The sequence below is a fragment of the Streptomyces sp. NPDC049837 genome, from assembly GCF_040674455.1.
Taxonomy (GTDB): domain Bacteria; phylum Actinomycetota; class Actinomycetes; order Streptomycetales; family Streptomycetaceae; genus Streptomyces.
Genome location: NZ_JBFAMP010000010.1, coordinates 105,473 through 125,083, shown reverse-complemented (window position 1 = coordinate 125,083; position 19,611 = coordinate 105,473). Strand labels below are relative to the sequence as shown.

Here is a 19,611-nt window from a genome sequence, read left to right as displayed (position 1 = left end):
GGCCCCAACGGCCACCGGCTGGCCCATCGTAGCCAGGCAGGGGCACCCGCCACCCCCGGGCACCCTGCTCCCGTCGCGGTGTCGGACGTATGGACGCAACCTGGCCTGAGTGGAAAGCTCGAAGGATGACCGCGGGCACCGCCGGAGCTGCCCCAAGGGGGCTCCCCCGCGCCCGCGCCCCCCACCTCCACCGTGCACGTGACCGTGCACTCGCGATCAGGAGGAAGAATCATGGGCGACAAGGCGAACGCACACCCCGGAGCCGCCGGCAGGGCAGTAACGGCCGACCAGCCCTCATCGGTACGGAATGTGGTGCTGGTCGGCCACAGCGGATCCGGCAAGACGACCCTGGTCGAGGCCCTCGCACTGACCGCCGGAGCGGTCAACCGGGCGGGCCGGGTCGAGGACGGCGGCACGGTCTCCGACTACGACGAGATCGAACACCGCCAGCAACGCTCCGTACAGCTCTCCCTCGTCCCCCTCGAATGGGGCGGGTACAAGATCAACCTGCTGGACACTCCCGGATACGCCGACTTCGTCGGGGAGCTGAGGGCCGGTCTGCGCGCAGCGGACGCGGCCCTTTTCGTCGTCTCGGCCGCCCAGGAGGCCGACGCGATCGCCGGCTCCTGCCGCATGGTGTGGGAGGAGTGCGCGGCCGTCGGCATGCCCCGCGCCATCGTCATCACCCACCTCGACACCGCGCGCGTCGACTTCGACGAGCTGACCCGGGTCCTCGCGCGGATCTTCGGCGGTGACGACCCCGACGCCATCCTTCCGCTGTACGTGCCCGTCCTGGGCCCGCAGACGCCCGACGGCCACGCCCCCGCGACCGGACTCGTCGGCCTCCTCACCCAGAAGATCTTCGACTACTCGTCCGGCGAACGGAAGGAGAATCCGCCCGAGGAGGCCCAGGTCCCGCTCATCGAGGAGGCCCGCAACCGCCTCATCGAAGGCATCATCGCCGAGAGCGAGGACGAGTCCCTCATGGACCGCTACCTCGGCGGCGAGGAGATCGACCTCAAGACCCTCATCGACGACCTGGAGAAGGCCGTCGCACGCGGCACCTTCCACCCCGTACTCGCCGCCGCCCCGGCAGCGCCCGGCGGAAAGCAGGGCCTCGGCACGGTCGAGCTGCTGGAGCTGATCACCCGCGGCTTCCCCACGCCCCTGGAGCGCGAGGCGCCCGCCGTCACCACCCCCGACGGCAAACCACGCCCCCAGATCACCTGCGACCCGGACGGACCGCTGGTCGCCGAAGTCGTCAAGACCTCCTCCGACCCGTACGTCGGCCGGATCTCCCTGGTACGGGTCTTCTCCGGCACCCTGCGCCCCGACGAGACCGTCCACGTCTCCGGGCACGGGCTGGCCGACCGGGGCCACGAGGACCACGACGTCGACGAGCGGATCGGCGCCCTCTCCGCGCCCTTCGGCAAGCAGCAGCGGCAGCTCAACCACTGCATCGCCGGCGACCTGGCCTGCGTGGCCAAGCTGTCCCGCGCCGAGACCGGCGACACCCTCTCCAACAAGGACGACCCGCTCCTGATGGAGCCCTGGACGATGCCCGACCCGCTCCTGCCGCTCGCCATCCAGGCGCACAGCAAGGCGGACGAGGACAAGCTGTCCCAGGGGCTGTCCCGGCTGGTCGCCGAGGACCCGACCATGCGCCTCGAACAGAACCAGGACACCCACCAGGTCGTCCTGTGGTGCCTGGGCGAAGCGCACATGGACGTGGCGCTGGAGAGGCTGCGCAGCCGGTACGGCGTCCAGGTCGACGTCGTACCCCACAAGGTGTCGCTGCGCGAGACGTTCGGCGACAAGGCCGCGGGGCGCGGACGGCACGTCAAGCAGTCCGGCGGGCACGGGCAGTACGCCATCTGCGAGATCGAGGTCGAGCCGCTGCCGCCCGGGGCGGGCATCGAGTTCGTCGACAAGGTCGTCGGCGGCGCCGTGCCGCGCCAGTTCATCCCGTCCGTCGAGAAGGGCGTACGCGCCCAGGCCGCGAAGGGCGTCGCCGCCGGCTACCCCCTCGTCGACGTGCGCGTCACCCTCCTCGACGGCAAGGCGCACTCGGTCGACTCCTCCGACGCGGCGTTCCAGACAGCCGGCGCCCTGGCGCTGCGCGAGGCGGCGGCGGACGCCCGCATCGACCTCCTGGAACCGGTCGCCGAAGTCCAGGTCCTCGTCCCCGACGAATACGTCGGCCCCGTCATGAGCGACCTGTCCGGGCGGCGCGGCCGCGTCGTCGGCACCGAACAGGCGGGGCAGGGACGGACGCTCGTACGGGCCGACGTACCGGAGATCGAGATCGGGCGGTACGCCGTCGACCTCCGCTCGATCTCCCACGGCACGGGCCGGTTCGACCGCAGCTACGCCCGTCACGAGGCGATGCCACCACAGATCGCCGAGAAGGTCCGCGAACGCGCCGAAGGGTAGGAAACATTGGCCGTGCCGCCCGCCCAACTCCATTGCGGCGGGCGGCATTCTGCCGGTCCGCCGACGCGCGGCCGACGCCCTCGATAGGCTGTAGTGCCCAGCTCAGCAGGTGTGCGGAGCACAGGGGTTGGGAACAGACCGCAGTGCGGACACACGCGGCGATGGGGGCGGCGAAGTGACAATGGACAGTTTCGGTCCCGGGGCTCAGGTCCCGCTCCAGGGCTCGGCCGGTCAAACCGTGGCGACGCACGCCCTGGCCTCCGCCGCGTACCGGGAGAACGTCGACGTCGAGGAGATCCTCAAGGCCAACAACGAATGGCACGAGTCGACGGTCACGAAGGGCAAGTTCTCGCTCTTCAAACCGACCCTGGGCGAGGCGTTCTCCCGTGCCGTGCAGGTCCGGATGCTCGGCGGCGCCCGCAAGCCGCTCATCCAGTCCTTCGGCACCGAGCCGCAGCCGATCGTCGAGCACTGCCTGGCCGCCACCCGCATCCGCAAGCAGCGCGACAAGTTGCTGACCCTCATCACCGTGGTCTTCGGCGTGCTGTTCCTGCCCGGGATGCTGCTGTGGCTGACCGTCTTCCAACTGCGCCGCACCCTGGCCGGCGGCGCCGTCGGCAAGCGTTCCGGCGCGCTGGGCACCCTGCTGCTCGTGGGGGCCGGCATCCTGGCCGCGCTCTTCCTCTTCCGGCTGCCGTTCACCGGCTTCCTGGCGCTCTACCTCCGCGCCATGCTCATCGCCCCGGTGGTGGGCTGGTTCCTGGCCAAGCGGATCTGCGAATCAACCGCGAAGGACCTGCGCGCCCGCTGGGACTCCCTGCTCAGCGGCGGTGGCGGCATGGGCCCCAAGATCCCCGAGGCCGTGCCGCACGACCCCAACGAGACCGCCGCCGAGGAACTGCGCCAGCAGTTGGAGAAGCTCACCGCCGAGCAGCGCTCCAACGTCCTCTTCTACGCCGGCCCCAAGGGCATCCTCGGCATGGGCACCCGCTGGGGAAGCTGGCACCTCGCCGAGGAGCTCGTCCCCCAGGAGGGCAAGGAGATCCACGCCTTCCGCACCTGGGACGTGATCCGGCCCATCCACGACGAGCTCAAGATGCTGGAGCGCGGCACCCTCAAGACCGGCTTCCCCACCCCGTCCGTCAACCACTGGATCGTCACCCCGGTCGGGGAAGGCGCGAAGGAGGTCGCCCGGCCCGAGGGCGAGGACATCGTCGCGTACCAGGTCAAGCCGCACGAGATACAGCGCATCTGCAACGAGAACCAGTTCGGCAAGGGCAACCGCCACTACCTGGGCGTGCAGTTCGTGCTCTGGGACGGCCAGCTCGTCCTCACCATGATGGTCACCGTCACGGCGCTCCTGCACACGCTGCGCATCGAGGTCACCGGCCATGCGCTCGGGCCCGTGCACGGCCTGTTCACGACGAAGCCGGAGCCCAAGAAGAAGACCGTCTCCAAGACCATCCGGTTCTGGGAGACCCGGGACATCGTGCTGCCGCTGATCGACAACGACGAGGTCGTACGGCTGGCCGTCCGCGCCCCGCTGACCTGGTTCCCGCCGGTCCTCGACTTCCTGGGCGGCAAGCTGGTACTGCCCGAGCCCTTCGGCCTGCGGCACGCCTGGGCCTCCCAGCCCTGGCGCCACCGCTTCATGGCCGACGACGCCATCCGCGCGGCCACGCCCGTGATGCGTGCCGTGCACGCCGCGACCATCAAGATGCTCGACGAGCACGGCGTGGACACCGAACGCTTCACCAACCGCTCGATGGTCCTCAGCGGCTTCGTCCAGGACCCGATGCCGAAGAAGGCGGACTCGTACGACGCGTGACCGACGCGAACTAGGCGGCGGGCCAGGCGTCGGCCAGCATCCGGCGCGTGTCACCGAGGAGCTGCGGCAGCACCTTGGTGTGGCCGACGACCGGCATGAAGTTGGTGTCGCCGCCCCAGCGGGGCACGATGTGCTGGTGCAGATGGGCGGCGATGCCGGCCCCGGCCGCCGCGCCCTGGTTCATGCCGATGTTGAACCCGTGCGCCCCGGAGGCGGTGCGCAGCGCCGTCATCGCCTGCTTGGTGAGCAGCGCCAGCTCGGCGGTCTCGGCGTCGTCCAGCTCCGTGTAGTCGGCGACGTGCCGGAACGGGACGATCATGAGGTGCCCGCCGTTGTACGGGTAGAGGTTGAGCACGGCGTACACCTTCTCGCCGCGCGTGACGACCAGACCGTCCTCGTCGGACTTGGCCGGGATGGTGCAGAACGGACAGCCGTCATCGGCCCCGGGGCCGGTCGGCTTGTTCTCGCCCTGGATGTAGGCCATCCGGTGGGGCGTCCACAGGCGCTGGAACGCGTCAGGCGTCCCGACTCCGATCTGCTGTTCCGGCTCACTCGTCATGCGGGCCAGCATATTCGCTGGCGGTGAAGCGGGAAGCGGCGAGGGGCGGCCGGAACCGCCGAGGGGGCGGCCCCGGCGACCGGGACCGCCCCTGGCGGGTGCGTCAGACCTGTACGCGGCGCTCCACCACGTCGGCGAGCTTGGCGATGGCCTCCTCGCGCGGGATGCCGTTCTCCTGGGAACCGTCCCGGTAGCGGAAGGAGACCGTGCCGGCGTTCATGTCGTCGTCGCCGACGATGATCATGAACGGCACCTTCAGCTTCTGGTGGTTGCGGATCTTCTTCTGCATCCGGTCCGAGGACGCGTCCACCTCGACCCGCAGGCCCTTCTTCTTCGCCTCGGCGGCGAACTCCTGGAGGTACGGCACGTGCGCGTCGCCGATCGGGATGCCGACCGCCTGCACCGGGGCCAGCCACGGGGGCATGGCGCCCGCGTAGTGCTCCAGCAGCACCGCGAAGAACCGCTCGATCGAGCCGAACAGGGCGCGGTGGATCATGACCGGCCGCTGGCGGGAGCCGTCCGGCGCGGTGTACTCCAGGTTGAACCGCTCCGGCAGGTTGAAGTCGAGCTGCACGGTCGACATCTGCCAGGTCCGGCCGATCGCGTCCTTCGCCTGGACCGAGATCTTCGGGCCGTAGAAGGCCGCGCCGCCCGGGTCCGGGGTCAGGGGCAGGCCCTGCTTCTCGGCCACCTGCCGCAGGGTCTCGGTGGCCTCCTCCCACACCTCGTCGGAGCCGACGTACTTCTCCGGGTCCTTGGTGGACAGCTCCAGGTAGAAGTCGGTCAGGCCGTAGTCGCGCAGCAGGTTCAGGACGAAGGTGAGCGTCTTGTCGAGCTCCTCCGCCATCTGCTCCTTGGTGCAGTAGATGTGCGCGTCGTCCTGGGTGAAGCCACGGGCGCGGGTCAGGCCGTGCACCACGCCGGACTTCTCGTACCGGTACACCGTCCCGAACTCGAACAGGCGCAGCGGCAGCTCACGGTACGAGCGGCCCCGCGCGTCGAAGATCAGGTTGTGCATCGGGCAGTTCATGGGCTTGAGGTAGTAGTCCACGCCCTCGTCGAGCTGCATGGGCGGGTACATGCCCTCGGCGTACCAGTCGAGGTGACCGGAGGTCTCGAAGAGGCGGCCCTTGGTGGCGTGCGGGGTGTAGACGAACTCGTACCCCTCCTCCTCGTGGCGGCGGCGCGAGTAGTCCTCCATGACCCGGCGGATGATGCCGCCGCGCGGGTGGAAGACGGCGAGGCCGGAGCCGATCTGGTCCGGGATGGAGAACAGGTCCAGCTCGGTGCCCAGGCGGCGGTGGTCGCGCTTCTCGGCCTCGGCGAGGAAGTCCAGGTGGGCCTTCAGCTCGTCCTTGGAGGGCCACGCGGTGCCGTAGATGCGCTGGAGCATCGGGTTCTTCTCGCTGCCGCGCCAGTACGCCGCCGCGTTCCGCATCAGCTTGAACGCCGGGATGTTGCGGGTGGTGGGCAGGTGCGGGCCCCGGCAGAGGTCCTTCCAGCACAGCTCGCCGGTCTTGGCGTCGAGGTTGTCGTAGATGGTCAGCTCGCCGCCGCCCACCTCGACGTCCGCGCCGTCGTCGCTGGACGCGGAGCCCTTGATGCCGATGAGCTCCAGCTTGTACGGCTCGTTCGCCAGCTCCTCGCGGGCGGCCTCGTCGGTGACGACGCGGCGCGAGAAGCGCTGGCCGCGCTTCTGGATCTCCTGCATCTTCTTCTCGATGGCCTTGAGATCCTCGGGCGTGAACGGCTTGTCCACGTCGAAGTCGTAGTAGAAGCCGTCCTTGACCGGCGGGCCGATGCCCAGCTTGGCCTCGGGGAACAGCTCCTGCACGGCCTGCGCCATCACGTGCGCGGTGGAGTGGCGGAGGATGTTCAGGCCGTCCTCGGAGGAGATCTCGACCGGCTCGACGGTCTCGCCGTCCTTGATCTCGTACGCGAGGTCCTTCAGCTCGCCCGCGACCCGGGCGGCCACGATGGTGCGCTCACCGGCGAAGAGGTCGGCGGCCGTAGTGCCCGTCGTCACCACGCGCTCTTCCCGCTCGGAATCGCGTTGGATGATCACACGGACGTCTGACACCGGTCTCTCCTGACTGAAGGGGAAGCGCCTCCATAACGCATGGCAGGCGCGATACGTCATGGTACCGAGCCGCCCGGCCCACCCGCGAAACGGTTTGCCCCTCTCCGGGCTTCAGTCCCCCGGCCCGCACGCCTCCCCGAAGAAGCCCAGGTTCTCGTGGAGGGACTTCATGAGCCGGTCCCGCTCCGCCTCGTCGACCTGCACCGGTACGACCCCGGAGGCGTCCGTCAGCCGCCGGAAGCCGCCCCGGCTCTCCAGCCGCCCCGCCACCCGGATGGGCAGCCCGACCAGGTGCGCGTGCCCGGCCGTGCGGTAGGCGTCCTCGTCCAGCGCCACCCGTACGTGGGGCACCTCCGCCCCGGCCAGCACCCGCAGCCGCACCGTGCCCGCCCCGCGCGGCCCCGACCGGCGCATGCGCACCACCGTCCCGGTGATCCGCACCGGCACGGACGGCTCGTCCTGGAGGTAGCGGGCGCCCGCCTCCCGCAGCGCGGGCAGGTCGCCCGGCGAGAACTCGACCGGCTCGGGCCGGGCCGCGCACCCCTCCGGCACTCCGGCGGCGGGCGCCCACGCCAGGGCGATCCGGGCCCCTTCGGCGCCGCGTACGAGTGAGATGAGCGCCTCGGTCAGTTCCCGGCTCACTCCCGCTTCGACGGCCGAGTCGAACGCCTCGGGCCTGCCGGTCGCCCGCTGGTAGTCGACGGCCTCCCGGGCGGCGTACAACGCGTGGTACAGCCGTGTGGTGACCGCCCGGCCGGGGTCGACCGGCACGAAGGCGGTCAGGCCGCGCCCGCCCTGCGCGGTGCCGACGAGGACGCCCTCCAGCGAGGCCTGCGCCTGCCGCCGGTGGCGGGCGCCGTGGTAGCCGGCCCGGCCGCGCACGGCGAGGGCACCGGCCAGCAGGACCTGCCGGGCGGCGGAGCGGAGCTGTTCCTGCACCGCCCACGAGACGGTGCCGGAGGGGCCCTGGGGGACGTCCCGCCACCAGCGGACCTCGTCGCTCGGCACGGTCAGGCCGACGAGGACCTCCCGCGCGGAGGGCGCGGCGCAGCGGGAGAGGGCGGTGAGGGCCTCGCCGATGAGGTCCTCGCAGTCGGGGAAGGCGCGGCTCTCGGGGACGAGGAGGCTGGTGGGCCCGGCGCCGGGGCCGGGCGGGGTCCAGCGGCTGTAGCGTCCGGGGGCCCCGCCTCGCCGGCGCCAGCCGTGCCGGTCCAGCAGGGCGCCGAGGACGCGGGGGTCGACCTGCGCGGGGTCGAGGGGACCGACCGGCCCCGAGGGCGTGGTCGTGGGATGTGGCCGCATGGGCTCGTCGATCGGCCGGTGCATCAGGGTCTTCCTCCCGCCCCGACCCGGGTCATGATCTCGCAGAGCGCCCGGTCGTCGAATATCCGATTGGTAGGTATGCGCACGGTGGTGCGGCGCCTGCCGGTGACCGGGTGGCCCGCGAGGTTGGTCCAGTAGCAGCAGTGCCGCAGGTCGAGACGGTCGTGGCCGGCGCGCAGCCACTCCTCCCGGGTCCTGGGGACGATCATCACGACCAGGATCTTGTGCACCGACACGGGGGTGCGGGCCAGCTTCACCAGGTGGTCGTTGTCGAGGGTGAAGGAGAAGGCGGGACCCGGCGGGTGCGGCGGGATCTGGTACGTGCACTTGAGCTGCACCTTGATGGTGACCTCGTCGTCCACGGCGTGCCCGGGGGCGCTGTGGCTGATGTGCCAGTCGATGCCGTTGTCCGGGAAGGGCTGCGACAGCGAGCAGCCGGCCGCGGCGGCGACCGCGTGGAGGTAGCCCACTTGGAGGGTCTCCATGCAGGCGGTGGTGGCGAGTGCGCCCCGCAGCGGTGCGGTCTGCTGGGGCAGCAGCCCCCCGTGTTCGGGCTGCGCGAGCGCCATGGCTCCCCATGCCTTCCAGGCGACGACGGGGCGTCAGTTCGACTGCCCCTCACCTGTGTTGTCACCGCGTTGCGTACGGTGCAAACGGCGCGGGTATCACCGATTCGGGCAGGGGGATCACGCCATCTGCCAGGCATGTGCGAGGAGTTCGGGGAATGACGCTCTGGTATGAAGGGCCCCTGGCCGCATTTGATACGGAAACGACCGGAGTTGACGTCGAGGTGGACCGGATCGTCTCGGCCGCCCTCGTCGTCCAGGACGCGCCGGGCGGGCGGATCCGGGCCACCCGCTGGCTGGTGAATCCCGGCGTGCCGGTGCCGCCGGCCGCCACGGAGGTGCATGGACTGACGGACGATCACCTCCAGCGCAACGGCCGCTGGCCTTCACCCGTGATGGAGGAGATAGCGCGGCAGCTCGCCGAGCAGTCGGCTGCGGGCCGGCCGCTGGTGGTGATGAACGCCCCGTTCGACCTGACCCTCCTGGACCGGGAGCTGCGCCGTCACCGCGCCTCGTCGCTCTCCCGTTACCTCCAGAACGTCCCGTTGTGCGTGCTGGATCCACGGGTGCTGGACAAGCATCTGGACCGGTACCGCAAGGGCCGCCGCACGCTGACGGATCTGTGCGCCCACTACGAGGTGGCACTGGAGGGGGCGCACGACGCGGCGGCGGACGCGACGGCGGCGCTGGAGGTCGTACGGGCGGTGGGGCGCCGGTTCGCGGCCCGGCTGGAGCGGCTCTCCCCGGCGGAGCTGCACACCTTGCAGGCGGTGTGGCACGCCGCGCAGGCGCGCGGCCTCCAGGCGTGGTTCGCGCGCAACGGTTCGGAGGAGGCGGTGGATCCGGCGTGGCCGCTGCGCCCGGCGCTGCCGGCGGCCGCGTGACGAACGTTCCGGGCGTACAAAAAGGCCGACCCGTCATGGACGGATCGGCCTTTCCCGGTGGGCGATACTGGGTTCGAACCAGTGACCTCTTCGGTGTGAACGAAGCGCTCTCCCACTGAGCTAATCGCCCGGGAACGCACTGAACCATACAGGTCCGGGCCCGTTTCCTTCAAACCGTATGCAGGTGGGCCGCCAGCCCCCGGCGCCCCGCTCGCATCATCAGGGCGTGGTTGGCGAGGAAGAGGGGCCGGCCGGGCATGGCGAGGCGGCGCATCAGGGGCCGTTGGAGGTCGACCTCCTGCTCGTAGAGGGCACGCGTGCGGTCGCCGCCCGGCGAGGTCAGGGTCCAGCGGGCCCACCCTTCGAGGTCGCCCGCGAGCGTGGTCTCCAGGACCCTGGCGGCGGGGTCGCGCCGCCGTTCGGTGAGGGTGACGACGAGGTCGTAGGGGAGGAAGGAGCGGAAGCGGGCGGTGCCGCTGCGCTCGTCGAGGCGGGTCACCTCGCGCACTTGCGGCCACCAGTGGGGGTACTCCTCGGGCCGCTCCAGGACCGCGTAGACGGCGTCCGGAGGGGCGGGTACGTCCCAGACGCTGCGGAAGCGGTAGTGGCACCAGTCCATGCTCCGAGTCTGCGCCGCCCGCGCGTACTCATGCGTCATCTGAGTACCTACGCTCATGCCGTGCGTTGTGGCGCGGCCCACACTCCGCTCATGGACAACGCACTGTCACCGGCCGATGAGCTGGTGGTTCTGGATCGCGAGCTGGCTCAACTGGACGCCCGGCGGTCGCATTTGCTGGCGCGCCGGGCGTGGCTGCTGAGCGTGCTGCGCACACCGGTCACTCCGTCGCGCCCCGTGGCGGAGACGGCGCCGCGCAGTGCGCAGAACGTGCTGCTGACGCTGGGCGGTGTGCTGTTGGCGGTCGCCGCGGTGGCCTTCACGCTGGTGAGCTGGGGCCGGATGGGCATCGGTGGCCGTGCGACGGTGCTCGCCGTGGTGACGGCCGGGGCGCTGGCCGCGCCGGTGGTGCTGCTGCGCCGCAAGTTGGGCTCGACGGCGGAGGCGGTGGCGTCGCTGGGGCTGCTGCTGATGGTGCTCGACGCGTACGCCGTGCACCGGGTGGTGCTGCCCGAGACGGACGCGATGGGGTACGCGGCGGTCGCCTCGGCGGTGCTGGCGGCGCTCTGGGCGGGGTACGGGGCGGGGGTCGGCGGGCTGCGGGTGCCGCTGCCGGTGGCGGTGGCGGCCGGGCAACTGCCGTTGCCGCTGGGTGCGGTGGCGGCGGGCGCGGACTCGCTGACCGCGTGCTGGGCGCTGCTGGCGACGGCCGTTCTCGACGTGCTGGTGGCGCTGCGGGCGGGCCTGGTCACCCCGGTCCGGGTGGTGGCGTGCGTGGCGGCCTGTGCGACGGGGGGCTCGGCGGCGCTGGTCGCGGCCTGGTTCTCGGTGGTGCGGGGCGGGGCCGAGCCGGCGGGGCTGCTGCTGGTGGCGGCGGGGCTCGCGCTGTACGGGGCGTGGCGTGCGCCGGCCGCGGCGGAGGCGTGGGCCCTGGTGGCCGGGCTGGTGGCGGTGGCCGGTGGCGGCGGGCTGGTCCGGGAGGCGGCGCCCGTGGCGTGGACGGTGCCCGCGTACGTGCTGGTCGCGGTGGTGGTGTGCGCGGTGGCGGTACGCGGCGGGGTGCCGCGCGCGGTGGGCCGGGGCCTGGCGGGTGCGGCGGCGGGCGTGCAAGGGCTGGCCGTGGTGTGGGCGCTGCCGCACGTGGCGGTCGCACTGGCGGATGTCCGGCCGGGCGTCGCGTGGCCGGTGGTGGCCGTGCTGGTGACGGTCGCCGGGGTTCTGGTCTGCGTGCGGTCGGTGCCGGCGCGCGGCGGGGTGCTCGCCCTGGCCTGGGCGGCGGCGATGGCCCTGCCCGAGGCCCTGGCCCTGCCGTACGGGGCCACGCTGGGGGCGCAGCTCCTGCTGACGGCCGGGTTCCTGGCCCTGGCGGTGCGCCCGTCCCTGGTGGCCGTGGGGCCTGAGGGGCAGGACGTACTGGGTGATGTGGCTCTGGGCGGGGCGCTGCTGTGCGCGGTGGTCGTGGCCGCCGGTGCGTGGGGTACGGAGGCGGCGGCGGTGACCGTCCTCGGGGTCCTCGGCGGGCTGTTCGCGGGCGCGGCCGTCCTGGGCGGCGGCAGCGACAGCGGCGGCGGCAGGCGCCGGGCGGTCGCGGCCTGTGCGGCCGTGGCGGCGGCGACCGGCTTCGTGGGCGCCGTCGCCGGGGCGGTGGACCTGCCGGTGCACCTGACCGGCGTGGCGCTGCTGGCCGTGCCGGTGGCGACCGCGGCTGTCGGGACGGGCTTGCGGCGCCACCCGGTGGCGGTGCCCATCGAGCTGGCGGGCGCGGCGGCGGGTGCCCTCGCGGCCGGGCTCGCGGCCGCCCGGCCGGCCGTCCTGGCCCTCGTGCTGGCCCTGTGCGGTGTCGTGGCGGCGGCCACGGCCGTTCGCCCGGAGCGGCGCCCCGCCGCCGGGTACACGGCCACGGCGCTGTTCGTGGCGGCGACCTGGGTGCGGCTGGCCGCCTCGGGGGTGTCCGCCCCGGAGGCGTACACGCTGCCCGTGACGGTGCCCGCGCTCGCCGTGGGCGTGCTGCGCAGGCGCCGTGACCGGGAGGCGTCGTCGTGGACGGCGTACGGTCCGGGGCTGGCCGCGACGCTGGTGCCGAGCCTGCTCGCGGCGTGGGGCGACGCGGGCTGGCCGCGCCCGCTGCTGCTCGGGCTCGCGGCGCTCGCCGTGACGCTGACCGGCGCCCGGCTGCGGCTCCAGGCGCCGCTGCTGCTGGGCGGCGCGGTCCTCGCCCTGGTCGCGCTGCACGAACTGGCGCCGTACGTGGCCCAGGCGGTCGGCGCGCTGCCCCGCTGGCTGCCGCCCGCGCTGGCCGGTCTGCTGCTGCTCGCGGTGGGTGCGACGTACGAGCATCGGCTGCGCGACGCCCGGCGCCTCCGCGACAGCGTCGGCCGCATGCGCTGAGCACGCCGAAGGCCCCGGAGACTGGTCGTCTCCGGGGCCTTCGGTCCGGGTGGTGGGCGATACTGGGTTCGAACCAGTGACCTCTTCGGTGTGAACGAAGCGCTCTCCCACTGAGCTAATCGCCCGGGCGCACCGCAAACATTACCGCATGTCAGCAGGTGCCCCTGACCACTTCGGTGGGCCGGCGGACCGCTAAATGTTCCAGGGCAGGGCGAACCCGTACTTCCACAGGTACACGCCTACCAGCGCCGCCATGATCACCAGCCCAACCGTGGTCAGGATGATGTTGCGCCGCCGCACCTTCGGGTCGAGTGCCCGCTGCGCCGCCTCGGTCACTTTCCGCTTCGTCCAGCGGAGGACCAACTGCGCCCAGACGAACTCGGTCGCCCAGATCGCCATGCCGCCGAATATCACGACCCAGCCGGGTCCCGGCAGCACCAGCATGGCGGCGCCGGCGGCCACGACCGCCAGGCCGACCAGGAACACGCCGACCTGCCAGCTCAGGTGGAGCGTCCGGCGTGCCTTGATGAACTCGGGCGCCCGCGAACCCAGTGGCGGTTCGGCGGTCACCTCTTCCGTCACGTCCCCCGTGGCGGGTGCCGCGGTCACCGATGGGGTGACCTTCTCCCGCTCGTCACTCTCCGCGTTCATAAGGCCCAACCTACCCGACGCGAGCCGGACACCGGAATGGACGCATAACCGCCGCTTGCACACCGCCATACGAGGTACCTCAAGGGCCACAAAACAGACAGAGGGGTTTACAACGGCACCGTAGGTGGCATGTCGATTTCGCCGACGTGCGAATCCCCGAGCGCACACTGAGCGAAAGGCCCTGGCGCTTATGAACACCACGGTCAGCTGCGAGCTGCACCTGCGCCTCGTTGTGTCGAGCGAGTCCTCACTGCCTGTACCGGCGGGCCTGCGGTATGACACGGCCGATCCCTATGCCGTGCACGCCACCTTCCACACCGGAGCCGAGGAGACGGTCGAGTGGGTGTTCGCCCGCGACCTTCTCGCCGAAGGGCTCCACCGCCCCACAGGCACCGGCGACGTCAGAGTCTGGCCGTCCCGCAGCCACGGCCAGGGCGTCGTCTGCATCGCGCTGAGCTCCCCGGAGGGCGAAGCCCTGCTGGAGGCGCCGGCGCGCGCCCTGGAGTCGTTCCTGAAGCGGACCGACGCCGCGGTGCCGCCGGGCACCGAGCATCGTCATTTCGATCTCGACACGGAGCTCTCGCACATCCTGGCCGAAAGCTGAGGCCAGGCCGCCGACCGCACGGCGCCGTCCGACTCGGGGCGACGGCGCCGCGCGGAGAGCTCTTGCGGCCGTGAGCGGCCGGATACGGCGACACCGGCGCCGTCACCGCGGCAACCACCCGCGGTGACGGCGCCGACGCGTTCCGGCTGCCCGGCGCCCCCCCCCACCGCTGCCCAGGGTCCCTCGACGACGAGCCGCTAGAGTCGGCGCAATCCGGCGGGCACCCGCCCGCGGCAGCCCAGGGAGCGAATCGTGCTGATCCCTCACGACACCCGGATCGCGCTCGACACCGTCGTCGACCTGATGAACACCGCGCCCGAAGGCGGACGGGGCGACGGTCTCAGGGACGTGGCGGCGCTGTACGCCTTCGTACGGAGCCATGACGTCAGCGGTGTCGGTCAGCTCGGCGAGCAGGATCTGCGGGCCGTACGCGACGTACGAAAACGATTCGCCGACGTGTTCTCGGCGCCCGACGCGCGTACCGCGGCCGAGCTGATCAACCAGCTCGTCGCCGCCGCGGGCACCACGCCCCAGCTCACCGACCACGACGGCTACGACTGGCACGTGCACTACTTCGCGCCCGGCGCGTCGGTCGCCGACCACCTGGCGGCCGACTGCGGCATGGCGCTGGCCTTCATCGTGGTGGCCGGCGAGCAGGACCGGCTGCGCCGCTGCGAGGCGCCGGACTGCGGGCGGGCCTTCGTCGACCTGTCCCGCAACCGCTCGCGCCGCTACTGCGACAGCCGTACCTGCGGTAACCGGCTCCATGTGGCGGCGTACCGGGCGCGCCGCAAGGAGGCGGCGGCCGGCTGAGCGGGCGCCTCAGCCCGCGCTCACAGCACGAACAGATCGTGCACGGCGGCCATCAGCAGCAGGCAGCCGATCACCGCCAGGAAGATCATCAGCGGCGGCTGGGAGAGCGCGAACAGGCATCCGCGCCGCTCCTCGGTCACTTCTTCGGGGGCGGGGGAAGACTCCCGCGAGGTTTCCAGCATCTCGGTGCCGATCATGGCGCAGCGCGCGGCCCCGTGAGCGGTGAACCGGCATGATCGGCAGGGGAGTTCACCCCATCCCGTGGCCCGGCGGTCCCGGGCGACGGCTCAGATGCCGTGCTTCTTCAGGATGGCCTCGATGTCGCTGAAGTCGTCGGCGGGCTTCGCCGTGGCGCGCTCACCGGCGCCCAGCGAAGGCGCGGACGCCGAAGGCTCGACCGCCGGGCGACCCTCCTGACGGCCCTTGCGCTCCCTCCGGTCCTTTCGCGGGGTGCCGCCCCGGCGCCGCTCGACGGCCCGGGTCGTCATGAACAGCAGCCAGGCGACGCCCAGGACCCCGAACCCGGCCCATGCCACCGGGCTGAAGGCGGTCTCCGCCAGCCACTCCACGGCACCGGTCATCACCAGCCCGACCGGCACCAGCGCGTACGCGGCGATACGGGCGGCGGCGAGGAACCTCCTGCGGTACGCGGTGATCGCCGCGATGCCCAGGCCCGCCGCGGACACGGCGGAGCAAATCGTCTCGGCAAGCATCCGGTCCTCCTGGCGGGCGTCGGGCGGTACGTCCCTTCCATCCTGCACCGCGCGGCCACGCGGCGGCCATGGTGCCGGCCGGCCCCGGGAAGATCTCCGGGACATCTCCGGGGCCGCCTCCTCCCCAGGTCCCGGTTGGGGCGCCGGCCGTCCTGCTGGAAGACTGCCCCCATGAACGACTCCACGACCGACGGCACCGCCACGCCCGTCGTCCTCGACGTCTGGTGCGAGCTCCAGTGCCCCGACTGCCACGCCGCCCTGGAGGACCTGCGCGCGCTGCGCGCCCGGTACGGAGACCGGCTGGAGGTACGGCTGCGGCACTTCCCGCTGGAGAAGCACAAGCACGCCTACGCCGCCGCGCAGGCCGCCGAGGAGGCGATCGCACAGGGCAAGGGCTGGCCGTACGCGGAGGCGGTACTGGCCAGGACCGAGGAACTGGCGGCCAAGGGGGAACCGGTGCTGATCGACACGGCACGGGAACTGGGCCTGGACGCCGAGGAGTTCGACACCGCGCTCATCGACGGCCGGCACCTGCTGATCGTGGACGCCGACCAGGCGGAGGGCAAGGCGATCGGCGTCACCGGCACCCCGACGTACGTCATCGGTGGCGAACGCCTGGACGGCGGCAAGAGCCAGCAGGGCCTCCGCGAGCGCGTCGAGGAGATCGCCGACCGACTCCTGGCCGAGCCGGAAGGCCGGCTCTGAGCTCCGCTCGGGGCGGCTTTGAGACCGGCTCCGGGGCGGGGCTCCGAGCCTCAGCCCTCCCTCGCCCGGAGACCCGCTAGAGCAGCGGCTTGAAGCAGCGGATCCGCGTCGTTCGGTAGCCGAGCGACTCGTAGAGCCGGAGGGCCGGGGTGTTGTCCGCGAAGACGTGCAGGCCGATCCGGTGCTCGCCCGCCGCCAGGGCGATCCGCTCGGCGAGCAGCATCAGGGCGCGCCCGTAGCCCTTGCCGCGCTGGTCGTCGGCGACGGCGATGTCGTACACGAACGCGATCCGTTCGCCGGGGGCCTCTACCAGGCGGCCGGTCCACAGGTGACCGACGGGCGTGCCGTCCCGCACGGCGACGTGGAACGCGGCGCCCTCGGTGGCGAGCCCGTCGGGCAGGTGCCGGCGGCGGCTGGCCTCGGCCTTCGCCGTGGCCTGCTCCTCCGGTACGCCGTGCTCGGCCCAACTGCGCGCGAAGCCCTCCGTGGACCGCGCCTCCCACTCCCGGTACTCCGCCTCCGTCATGGGCCGCACCTCGACATGCGCGGGCAGTTCGGGGGGCGGGCCGGCGAGGTCCTTGGCCATGTCGCGGCTGCGTTCGGTGTAGCCGAGTGCGGTCGCCATGCGCAGCGCGACCGTGGCGTCGGCCGGTACGGAGAGGGTCACCTGGTCGCAGCCCCAGCCGCGCAGCACCTCCTCGGCGGCGAGCGCGGCCACGGTGCCGCGCCCGCGCCGCCGGTCCGGCTCGTCGATGCGGAGGGACCGGATCACCCCGGCGGGCCGCCCGGTCCCGGGCACGGTGCCGATCTCGACGGCGCCCACGCGGCGGCTGTTCACACAGACGTCGTAGACGCGCGACCGGGCGCCGTCGGGGGTCTGCTGGAGCGGCTCGGCCGGCCGCAGGGTGGTGGTCATCGGAACTCTTCTACCCACCCCGCGACCGCGTGCTCACATCTGCGCCGCACGCTCCGCGAAGATCCGCATGGCCTTGGCGGTGACCGGCCCCGGGGCGCCGGGCAGCTCGCGCCCGTCGACGCGGTGCACGGCCTGGACGTCACGGAGGCTGGAGGTCAGGAAGATCTCGTCGGCCCGCTCCAGCACGTCCATCGGCAGGTCGGTCTCCTGGGCGCCGGTCCATTCGACGGTCAGGGCCCGGGTGATGCCGGCGAGGCAGCCGGAGGTGAGCGGCGGGGTGTGGAGCTGGCCGTCCAGGACGACGAAGACGTTGGAGCCGGTGCCCTCGCAGAGCCGGCCGGTGGTGTTGGCGAACAGCGCCTCGCTGGCCCCCTGTTCGTGGGCCTTGGCGAGGGCGATGACGTTCTCGGCGTACGAGGTGGTCTTGAGTCCGGCCAGGGCGCTGCGCTCGTTGCGGGTCCAGGGGACGGTGATCACGGCCGTGCTGTCGGCGCGGGGTCCGGCCTCGCCGAGCGCGACGACGAGGGTCGGTCCGGCGTCGCCGCGGTCGGAGCCGAGCGGGGAGATCCCTCCGGTGTAGGTGATCCGCAGCCGGCCACGCGGCACGGGGTTGGCCTCCAGCACGGCGGCGCAGGCCCGGCGCACCTCGTCGAGGTCGGGGTCGGGCAGGCCGAGGCCGCGGGCGGACCGGGTGAGCCGGTCGAGGTGGAGGTCCATCGCGAAGGGCCGGCCCTCCACCGTCTTGAGCGTCTCGAAGACGCCGTCGCCCACGGTCAGGCCGTGGTCCAGTACGGAGACCCTGGCGGATTCCGTGTCGCGCAGCCCGCCGTTGACCCACAGCTTCATTTCCGGATGGTCCTTCCGCTCGCCTCGTACGTTCCCGACGCCACCGCGAGCAGCCGGGAGGCCTTCAGTTCCGTCTCGTCCCACTCGCGCTCGGGATCGGAGCCCCAGGTGATGCCGGCGCCGGTGCCGAAGCGAAGGACTCCTCCCCCTTCCCTGCGGTCGATCCAGAAGGTGCGTATGCCGACCGCCAGCTCTCCGGTGCGGCGGTCGGCGTCGACCCAGCCGATGCCGCCGCAGTAGGGGCCCCGGGGGGCGGTCTCCAGCGCGTCGATGATCTTCAGGGCGCTGGACTTGGGCGCGCCGGTGACCGAGCCGGGCGGGAAGGTGGCGTCCAGCAGCGCGCTCCAGCCCGCCCCGGGGGCCAGCTCGCCGCGCACGGTGGAGACCAGGTGGACCAGGCCGGGGTGGGGCTCGACCGCGCACAGCTCCGGCACGGTGACGGAACCGGTGGCACAGACCCGCCCCAGGTCGTTGCGGACCAGGTCGACGATCATCACGTTCTCGGCGCGGTCCTTCTCCAGGAGGTCCTGGGCGGTCCTGCCGGTGCCCTTGATGGGGCCGGACTCGACGGTGGAGCCGTCGCGCCGCAGGTACAGCTCGGGCGACGCGGTGGCGATCTCCACTCCGTGGGCCGGCAGGCGAATCGTTCCGGCATAGGGAGCCGGGTTGCCGCGCGCGAGGAGCGCGGTCAGCGCGTCCACATCGGCGGCCGGGTCCGGCAGCGGCGCGGACAGCACCCGGCAGAGGTTCGCCTGGTACACCTCGCCGGCCGCGATGTGCTCACGGATCCTGCGTACGCCGGCGATGTACGCCTCGCGGTCGAGCGAGGACGTCCAGTCACCGGCGGCGGGCCCGCGCCATGCACCGGGGACGGGCGCGGGCACCGGCTCGGGCCGGACGTCACCGAAGCGGGCGCAGGTCAGACGGCCCTCGAAGTCCGCGCACACGGCCCAGAAGCCGGCGGAGTCCAGGGCCTCGGGGTCACTGGTGACATCCCGCAGGTCGGTTGCGACGAGGCCGCCGAAGCGGGCCAGAGGAGCGAGGTCGTGCACGGATGCGAGTCTATGGCCGGGGCGGGCGGGACCGCGCGGACCTGCTCCGGACCTGGTGCGGAGCGGGGTCGGCGCAGCACGCTGGGCAAACGCGTTTTTGTACTGGCCCAGGAATCCGCTAGAGTTCAACACGTCGCCGGGACGCGGAAGCGAAACGGAAACGACAAGCGGACGTGGCTCAGTTGGTAGAGCATCACCTTGCCAAGGTGAGGGTCGCGAGTTCGAATCTCGTCGTCCGCTCGAAGTGGGGGATCATTCCCGAACCCCTGCACTCCTGGTGGAGTGGCCGAGAGGCGAGGCAACGGCCTGCAAAGCCGTCTACACGGGTTCAAATCCCGTCTCCACCTCCAAGGACGATTAGCTCAGCGGGAGAGCGCTTCCCTGACACGGAAGAGGTCACTGGTTCAATCCCAGTATCGTCCACTGGATCTTCGGATCCCCCGCGCGATTAGCTCAGCGGGAGAGCGCTTCCCTGACACGGAAGAGGTCACTGGTTCAATCCCAGTATCGCGCACGCAGTGCCCATGATCTTTGGATCATGGTCCCGAGGACGATTAGCTCAGCGGGAGAGCGCTTCCCTGACACGGAAGAGGTCACTGGTTCAATCCCAGTATCGTCCACATGATCCGGAGCC

General features: G+C 72.1%; 18 protein-coding genes and 7 tRNA genes. 12 read left to right on the top strand and 13 right to left on the bottom strand.

From position 1 onward, the window contains the following. Nucleotides 1-231: 231 nt before the first annotated feature. Both AB0J57_RS26025 and AB0J57_RS26020 read left to right on the top strand, forming a co-directional pair. Nucleotides 232-2,433, top strand: a complete 2,202-nt coding sequence (locus AB0J57_RS26025) for an elongation factor G-like protein EF-G2 (RefSeq protein WP_366130694.1) — start codon at nt 232-234, stop codon at nt 2,431-2,433. Between the two features lie 181 nt (nt 2,434-2,614). Continuing rightward, on the top strand, nt 2,615-4,261 hold the full coding sequence (locus tag AB0J57_RS26020) for a hypothetical protein (protein WP_366130829.1): 1,647 nt from the start codon (nt 2,615-2,617) through the stop codon (nt 4,259-4,261). A gap of 10 nt (nt 4,262-4,271) precedes the next feature. Here AB0J57_RS26020 and AB0J57_RS26015 read toward each other — a convergent pair whose 3' ends face one another. The 4 genes from AB0J57_RS26015 to AB0J57_RS26000 all read right to left on the bottom strand — a co-directional run bounded on the left by AB0J57_RS26015 (nt 4,272) and on the right by AB0J57_RS26000 (nt 8,792). Continuing rightward, nucleotides 4,272-4,832 (bottom strand): HIT domain-containing protein, encoded by a 561-nt coding sequence (locus tag AB0J57_RS26015; RefSeq protein WP_366130693.1) that lies wholly within the window; start codon nt 4,830-4,832, stop codon nt 4,272-4,274. Between the two features lie 91 nt (nt 4,833-4,923). Beyond that, nucleotides 4,924-6,900 (bottom strand): threonine--tRNA ligase, encoded by a 1,977-nt coding sequence (gene thrS, locus AB0J57_RS26010; RefSeq protein ID WP_366130692.1) that lies wholly within the window; start codon nt 6,898-6,900, stop codon nt 4,924-4,926. Nucleotides 6,901-7,011: 111 nt separating this feature from the next. Beyond that, nucleotides 7,012-8,229 carry a hypothetical protein gene (locus AB0J57_RS26005; RefSeq protein ID WP_366130828.1) on the bottom strand — a complete coding sequence of 406 codons (1,218 nt, stop codon included), beginning with the start codon at nt 8,227-8,229 and terminating at the stop codon, nt 7,012-7,014. Further along, nucleotides 8,226-8,792, bottom strand: a complete 567-nt coding sequence (locus AB0J57_RS26000) for a DUF4365 domain-containing protein (protein ID WP_366130691.1) — start codon at nt 8,790-8,792, stop codon at nt 8,226-8,228. Before AB0J57_RS26000 ends, AB0J57_RS26005 begins: the two co-directional genes overlap by 4 nt. A gap of 155 nt (nt 8,793-8,947) precedes the next feature. Here AB0J57_RS26000 and AB0J57_RS25995 point away from each other — a divergent pair, with 155 nt between their 5' ends. Beyond that, nucleotides 8,948-9,673: a 3'-5' exonuclease gene (locus AB0J57_RS25995; RefSeq protein ID WP_366130690.1), complete on the top strand. Its 726-nt coding sequence runs from the start codon at nt 8,948-8,950 to the stop codon at nt 9,671-9,673. 58 nt (nt 9,674-9,731) lie between these two features. Here the strand turns inward: AB0J57_RS25995 and AB0J57_RS25990 are convergent. Together AB0J57_RS25990 and AB0J57_RS25985 are read right to left on the bottom strand one after the other, a co-directional pair. Continuing rightward, nucleotides 9,732-9,803, bottom strand: a tRNA-Val gene (locus AB0J57_RS25990). Between the two features lie 39 nt (nt 9,804-9,842). Further along, a complete protein-coding gene (locus AB0J57_RS25985; protein ID WP_366130827.1) occupies nt 9,843-10,292 on the bottom strand; it encodes an SRPBCC family protein in 450 nt (149 codons plus the stop codon). 90 nt (nt 10,293-10,382) lie between these two features. Here AB0J57_RS25985 and AB0J57_RS25980 point away from each other — a divergent pair, with 90 nt between their 5' ends. Next, complete coding sequence (locus AB0J57_RS25980; protein ID WP_366130689.1) at nt 10,383-12,677, top strand: hypothetical protein; 2,295 nt, start codon at nt 10,383-10,385, stop codon at nt 12,675-12,677. A gap of 50 nt (nt 12,678-12,727) precedes the next feature. On the opposite strand, the gene AB0J57_RS25975 is transcribed toward AB0J57_RS25980, so the two are convergent. Together AB0J57_RS25975 and AB0J57_RS25970 are read right to left on the bottom strand one after the other, a co-directional pair. Beyond that, nucleotides 12,728-12,802 (bottom strand) — tRNA-Val (locus AB0J57_RS25975). A gap of 67 nt (nt 12,803-12,869) precedes the next feature. Continuing rightward, nucleotides 12,870-13,328: a TIGR02611 family protein gene (locus tag AB0J57_RS25970; protein ID WP_366130688.1), complete on the bottom strand. Its 459-nt coding sequence runs from the start codon at nt 13,326-13,328 to the stop codon at nt 12,870-12,872. Between the two features lie 190 nt (nt 13,329-13,518). On the opposite strand from AB0J57_RS25970, the gene AB0J57_RS25965 reads away from it, so the two are divergent. Together AB0J57_RS25965 and AB0J57_RS25960 are read left to right on the top strand one after the other, a co-directional pair. Then, nucleotides 13,519-13,932 (top strand): SsgA family sporulation/cell division regulator, encoded by a 414-nt coding sequence (locus AB0J57_RS25965; protein ID WP_003959770.1) that lies wholly within the window; start codon nt 13,519-13,521, stop codon nt 13,930-13,932. 252 nt (nt 13,933-14,184) lie between these two features. Beyond that, nucleotides 14,185-14,745 (top strand): CGNR zinc finger domain-containing protein, encoded by a 561-nt coding sequence (locus AB0J57_RS25960; RefSeq protein WP_366130687.1) that lies wholly within the window; start codon nt 14,185-14,187, stop codon nt 14,743-14,745. Nucleotides 14,746-14,765: 20 nt separating this feature from the next. Here AB0J57_RS25960 and AB0J57_RS25955 read toward each other — a convergent pair whose 3' ends face one another. Further along, nucleotides 14,766-14,942: a hypothetical protein gene (locus AB0J57_RS25955; protein ID WP_366130838.1), complete on the bottom strand. Its 177-nt coding sequence runs from the start codon at nt 14,940-14,942 to the stop codon at nt 14,766-14,768. A gap of 90 nt (nt 14,943-15,032) precedes the next feature. Next, nucleotides 15,033-15,458, bottom strand: coding sequence for a hypothetical protein (locus AB0J57_RS25950; protein WP_366130686.1), 426 nt, complete (start codon nt 15,456-15,458; stop codon nt 15,033-15,035). A gap of 171 nt (nt 15,459-15,629) precedes the next feature. Here AB0J57_RS25950 and AB0J57_RS25945 point away from each other — a divergent pair, with 171 nt between their 5' ends. Beyond that, on the top strand, nt 15,630-16,163 hold the full coding sequence (locus tag AB0J57_RS25945; RefSeq protein WP_366130685.1) for a DsbA family protein: 534 nt from the start codon (nt 15,630-15,632) through the stop codon (nt 16,161-16,163). A 76-nt stretch (nt 16,164-16,239) separates the two neighbouring features. On the opposite strand, the gene AB0J57_RS25940 is transcribed toward AB0J57_RS25945, so the two are convergent. Genes AB0J57_RS25940 through AB0J57_RS25930 form a run of 3 tightly spaced genes read right to left on the bottom strand, consistent with a single transcriptional unit; the run spans nt 16,240 to nt 18,977 of the window. After that, complete coding sequence (locus AB0J57_RS25940; RefSeq protein ID WP_366130684.1) at nt 16,240-17,079, bottom strand: GNAT family N-acetyltransferase; 840 nt, start codon at nt 17,077-17,079, stop codon at nt 16,240-16,242. Between the two features lie 33 nt (nt 17,080-17,112). Next, complete coding sequence (locus tag AB0J57_RS25935) at nt 17,113-17,925, bottom strand: aminodeoxychorismate lyase (protein WP_366130683.1); 813 nt, start codon at nt 17,923-17,925, stop codon at nt 17,113-17,115. Then, nucleotides 17,922-18,977 carry a chorismate-binding protein gene (locus tag AB0J57_RS25930; RefSeq protein WP_366130682.1) on the bottom strand — a complete coding sequence of 352 codons (1,056 nt, stop codon included), beginning with the start codon at nt 18,975-18,977 and terminating at the stop codon, nt 17,922-17,924. The genes AB0J57_RS25935 and AB0J57_RS25930 overlap by 4 nt, the downstream gene beginning before the upstream one ends. A 167-nt stretch (nt 18,978-19,144) precedes the next feature. On the opposite strand from AB0J57_RS25930, the gene AB0J57_RS25925 reads away from it, so the two are divergent. From AB0J57_RS25925 to AB0J57_RS25905, 5 genes are all read left to right on the top strand, one after another. Next, nucleotides 19,145-19,217 (top strand) — tRNA-Gly (locus tag AB0J57_RS25925). Between the two features lie 36 nt (nt 19,218-19,253). Further along, nucleotides 19,254-19,327: transfer RNA gene (locus tag AB0J57_RS25920), tRNA-Cys, on the top strand. Between the two features lies 1 nt (nt 19,328). Continuing rightward, nucleotides 19,329-19,400: transfer RNA gene (locus AB0J57_RS25915), tRNA-Val, on the top strand. A 19-nt stretch (nt 19,401-19,419) separates the two neighbouring features. Continuing rightward, nucleotides 19,420-19,491: transfer RNA gene (locus AB0J57_RS25910), tRNA-Val, on the top strand. Nucleotides 19,492-19,525: 34 nt separating this feature from the next. Continuing rightward, nucleotides 19,526-19,597, top strand: a tRNA-Val gene (locus AB0J57_RS25905). Nucleotides 19,598-19,611: the final 14 nt, after the last annotated feature.

Excerpts from the sequence above, each read along its gene's own strand:
- AB0J57_RS26025 (WP_366130694.1), top strand. The coding sequence starts at position 232 with ATGGGCGACAAGGCGAACGCACACCCCGGAGCCGCCGGCAGGGCAGTA.
- AB0J57_RS26020 (WP_366130829.1), top strand. The coding sequence starts at position 2,615 with ATGGACAGTTTCGGTCCCGGGGCTCAGGTCCCGCTCCAGGGCTCGGCC.
- AB0J57_RS26015 (WP_366130693.1), bottom strand. The coding sequence starts at position 4,832 with ATGCTGGCCCGCATGACGAGTGAGCCGGAACAGCAGATCGGAGTCGGG.
- AB0J57_RS26000 (WP_366130691.1), bottom strand. The coding sequence starts at position 8,792 with ATGGCGCTCGCGCAGCCCGAACACGGGGGGCTGCTGCCCCAGCAGACC.
- AB0J57_RS25995 (WP_366130690.1), top strand. The coding sequence starts at position 8,948 with ATGACGCTCTGGTATGAAGGGCCCCTGGCCGCATTTGATACGGAAACG.
- AB0J57_RS25985 (WP_366130827.1), bottom strand. The coding sequence starts at position 10,292 with ATGGACTGGTGCCACTACCGCTTCCGCAGCGTCTGGGACGTACCCGCC.
- AB0J57_RS25980 (WP_366130689.1), top strand. The coding sequence starts at position 10,383 with ATGGACAACGCACTGTCACCGGCCGATGAGCTGGTGGTTCTGGATCGC.
- AB0J57_RS25970 (WP_366130688.1), bottom strand. The coding sequence starts at position 13,328 with ATGAACGCGGAGAGTGACGAGCGGGAGAAGGTCACCCCATCGGTGACC.
- AB0J57_RS25965 (WP_003959770.1), top strand. The coding sequence starts at position 13,519 with ATGAACACCACGGTCAGCTGCGAGCTGCACCTGCGCCTCGTTGTGTCG.
- AB0J57_RS25955 (WP_366130838.1), bottom strand. The coding sequence starts at position 14,942 with ATGATCGGCACCGAGATGCTGGAAACCTCGCGGGAGTCTTCCCCCGCC.
- AB0J57_RS25950 (WP_366130686.1), bottom strand. The coding sequence starts at position 15,458 with ATGCTTGCCGAGACGATTTGCTCCGCCGTGTCCGCGGCGGGCCTGGGC.
- AB0J57_RS25945 (WP_366130685.1), top strand. The coding sequence starts at position 15,630 with ATGAACGACTCCACGACCGACGGCACCGCCACGCCCGTCGTCCTCGAC.
- AB0J57_RS25940 (WP_366130684.1), bottom strand. The coding sequence starts at position 17,079 with ATGACCACCACCCTGCGGCCGGCCGAGCCGCTCCAGCAGACCCCCGAC.
- AB0J57_RS25935 (WP_366130683.1), bottom strand. The coding sequence starts at position 17,925 with ATGAAGCTGTGGGTCAACGGCGGGCTGCGCGACACGGAATCCGCCAGG.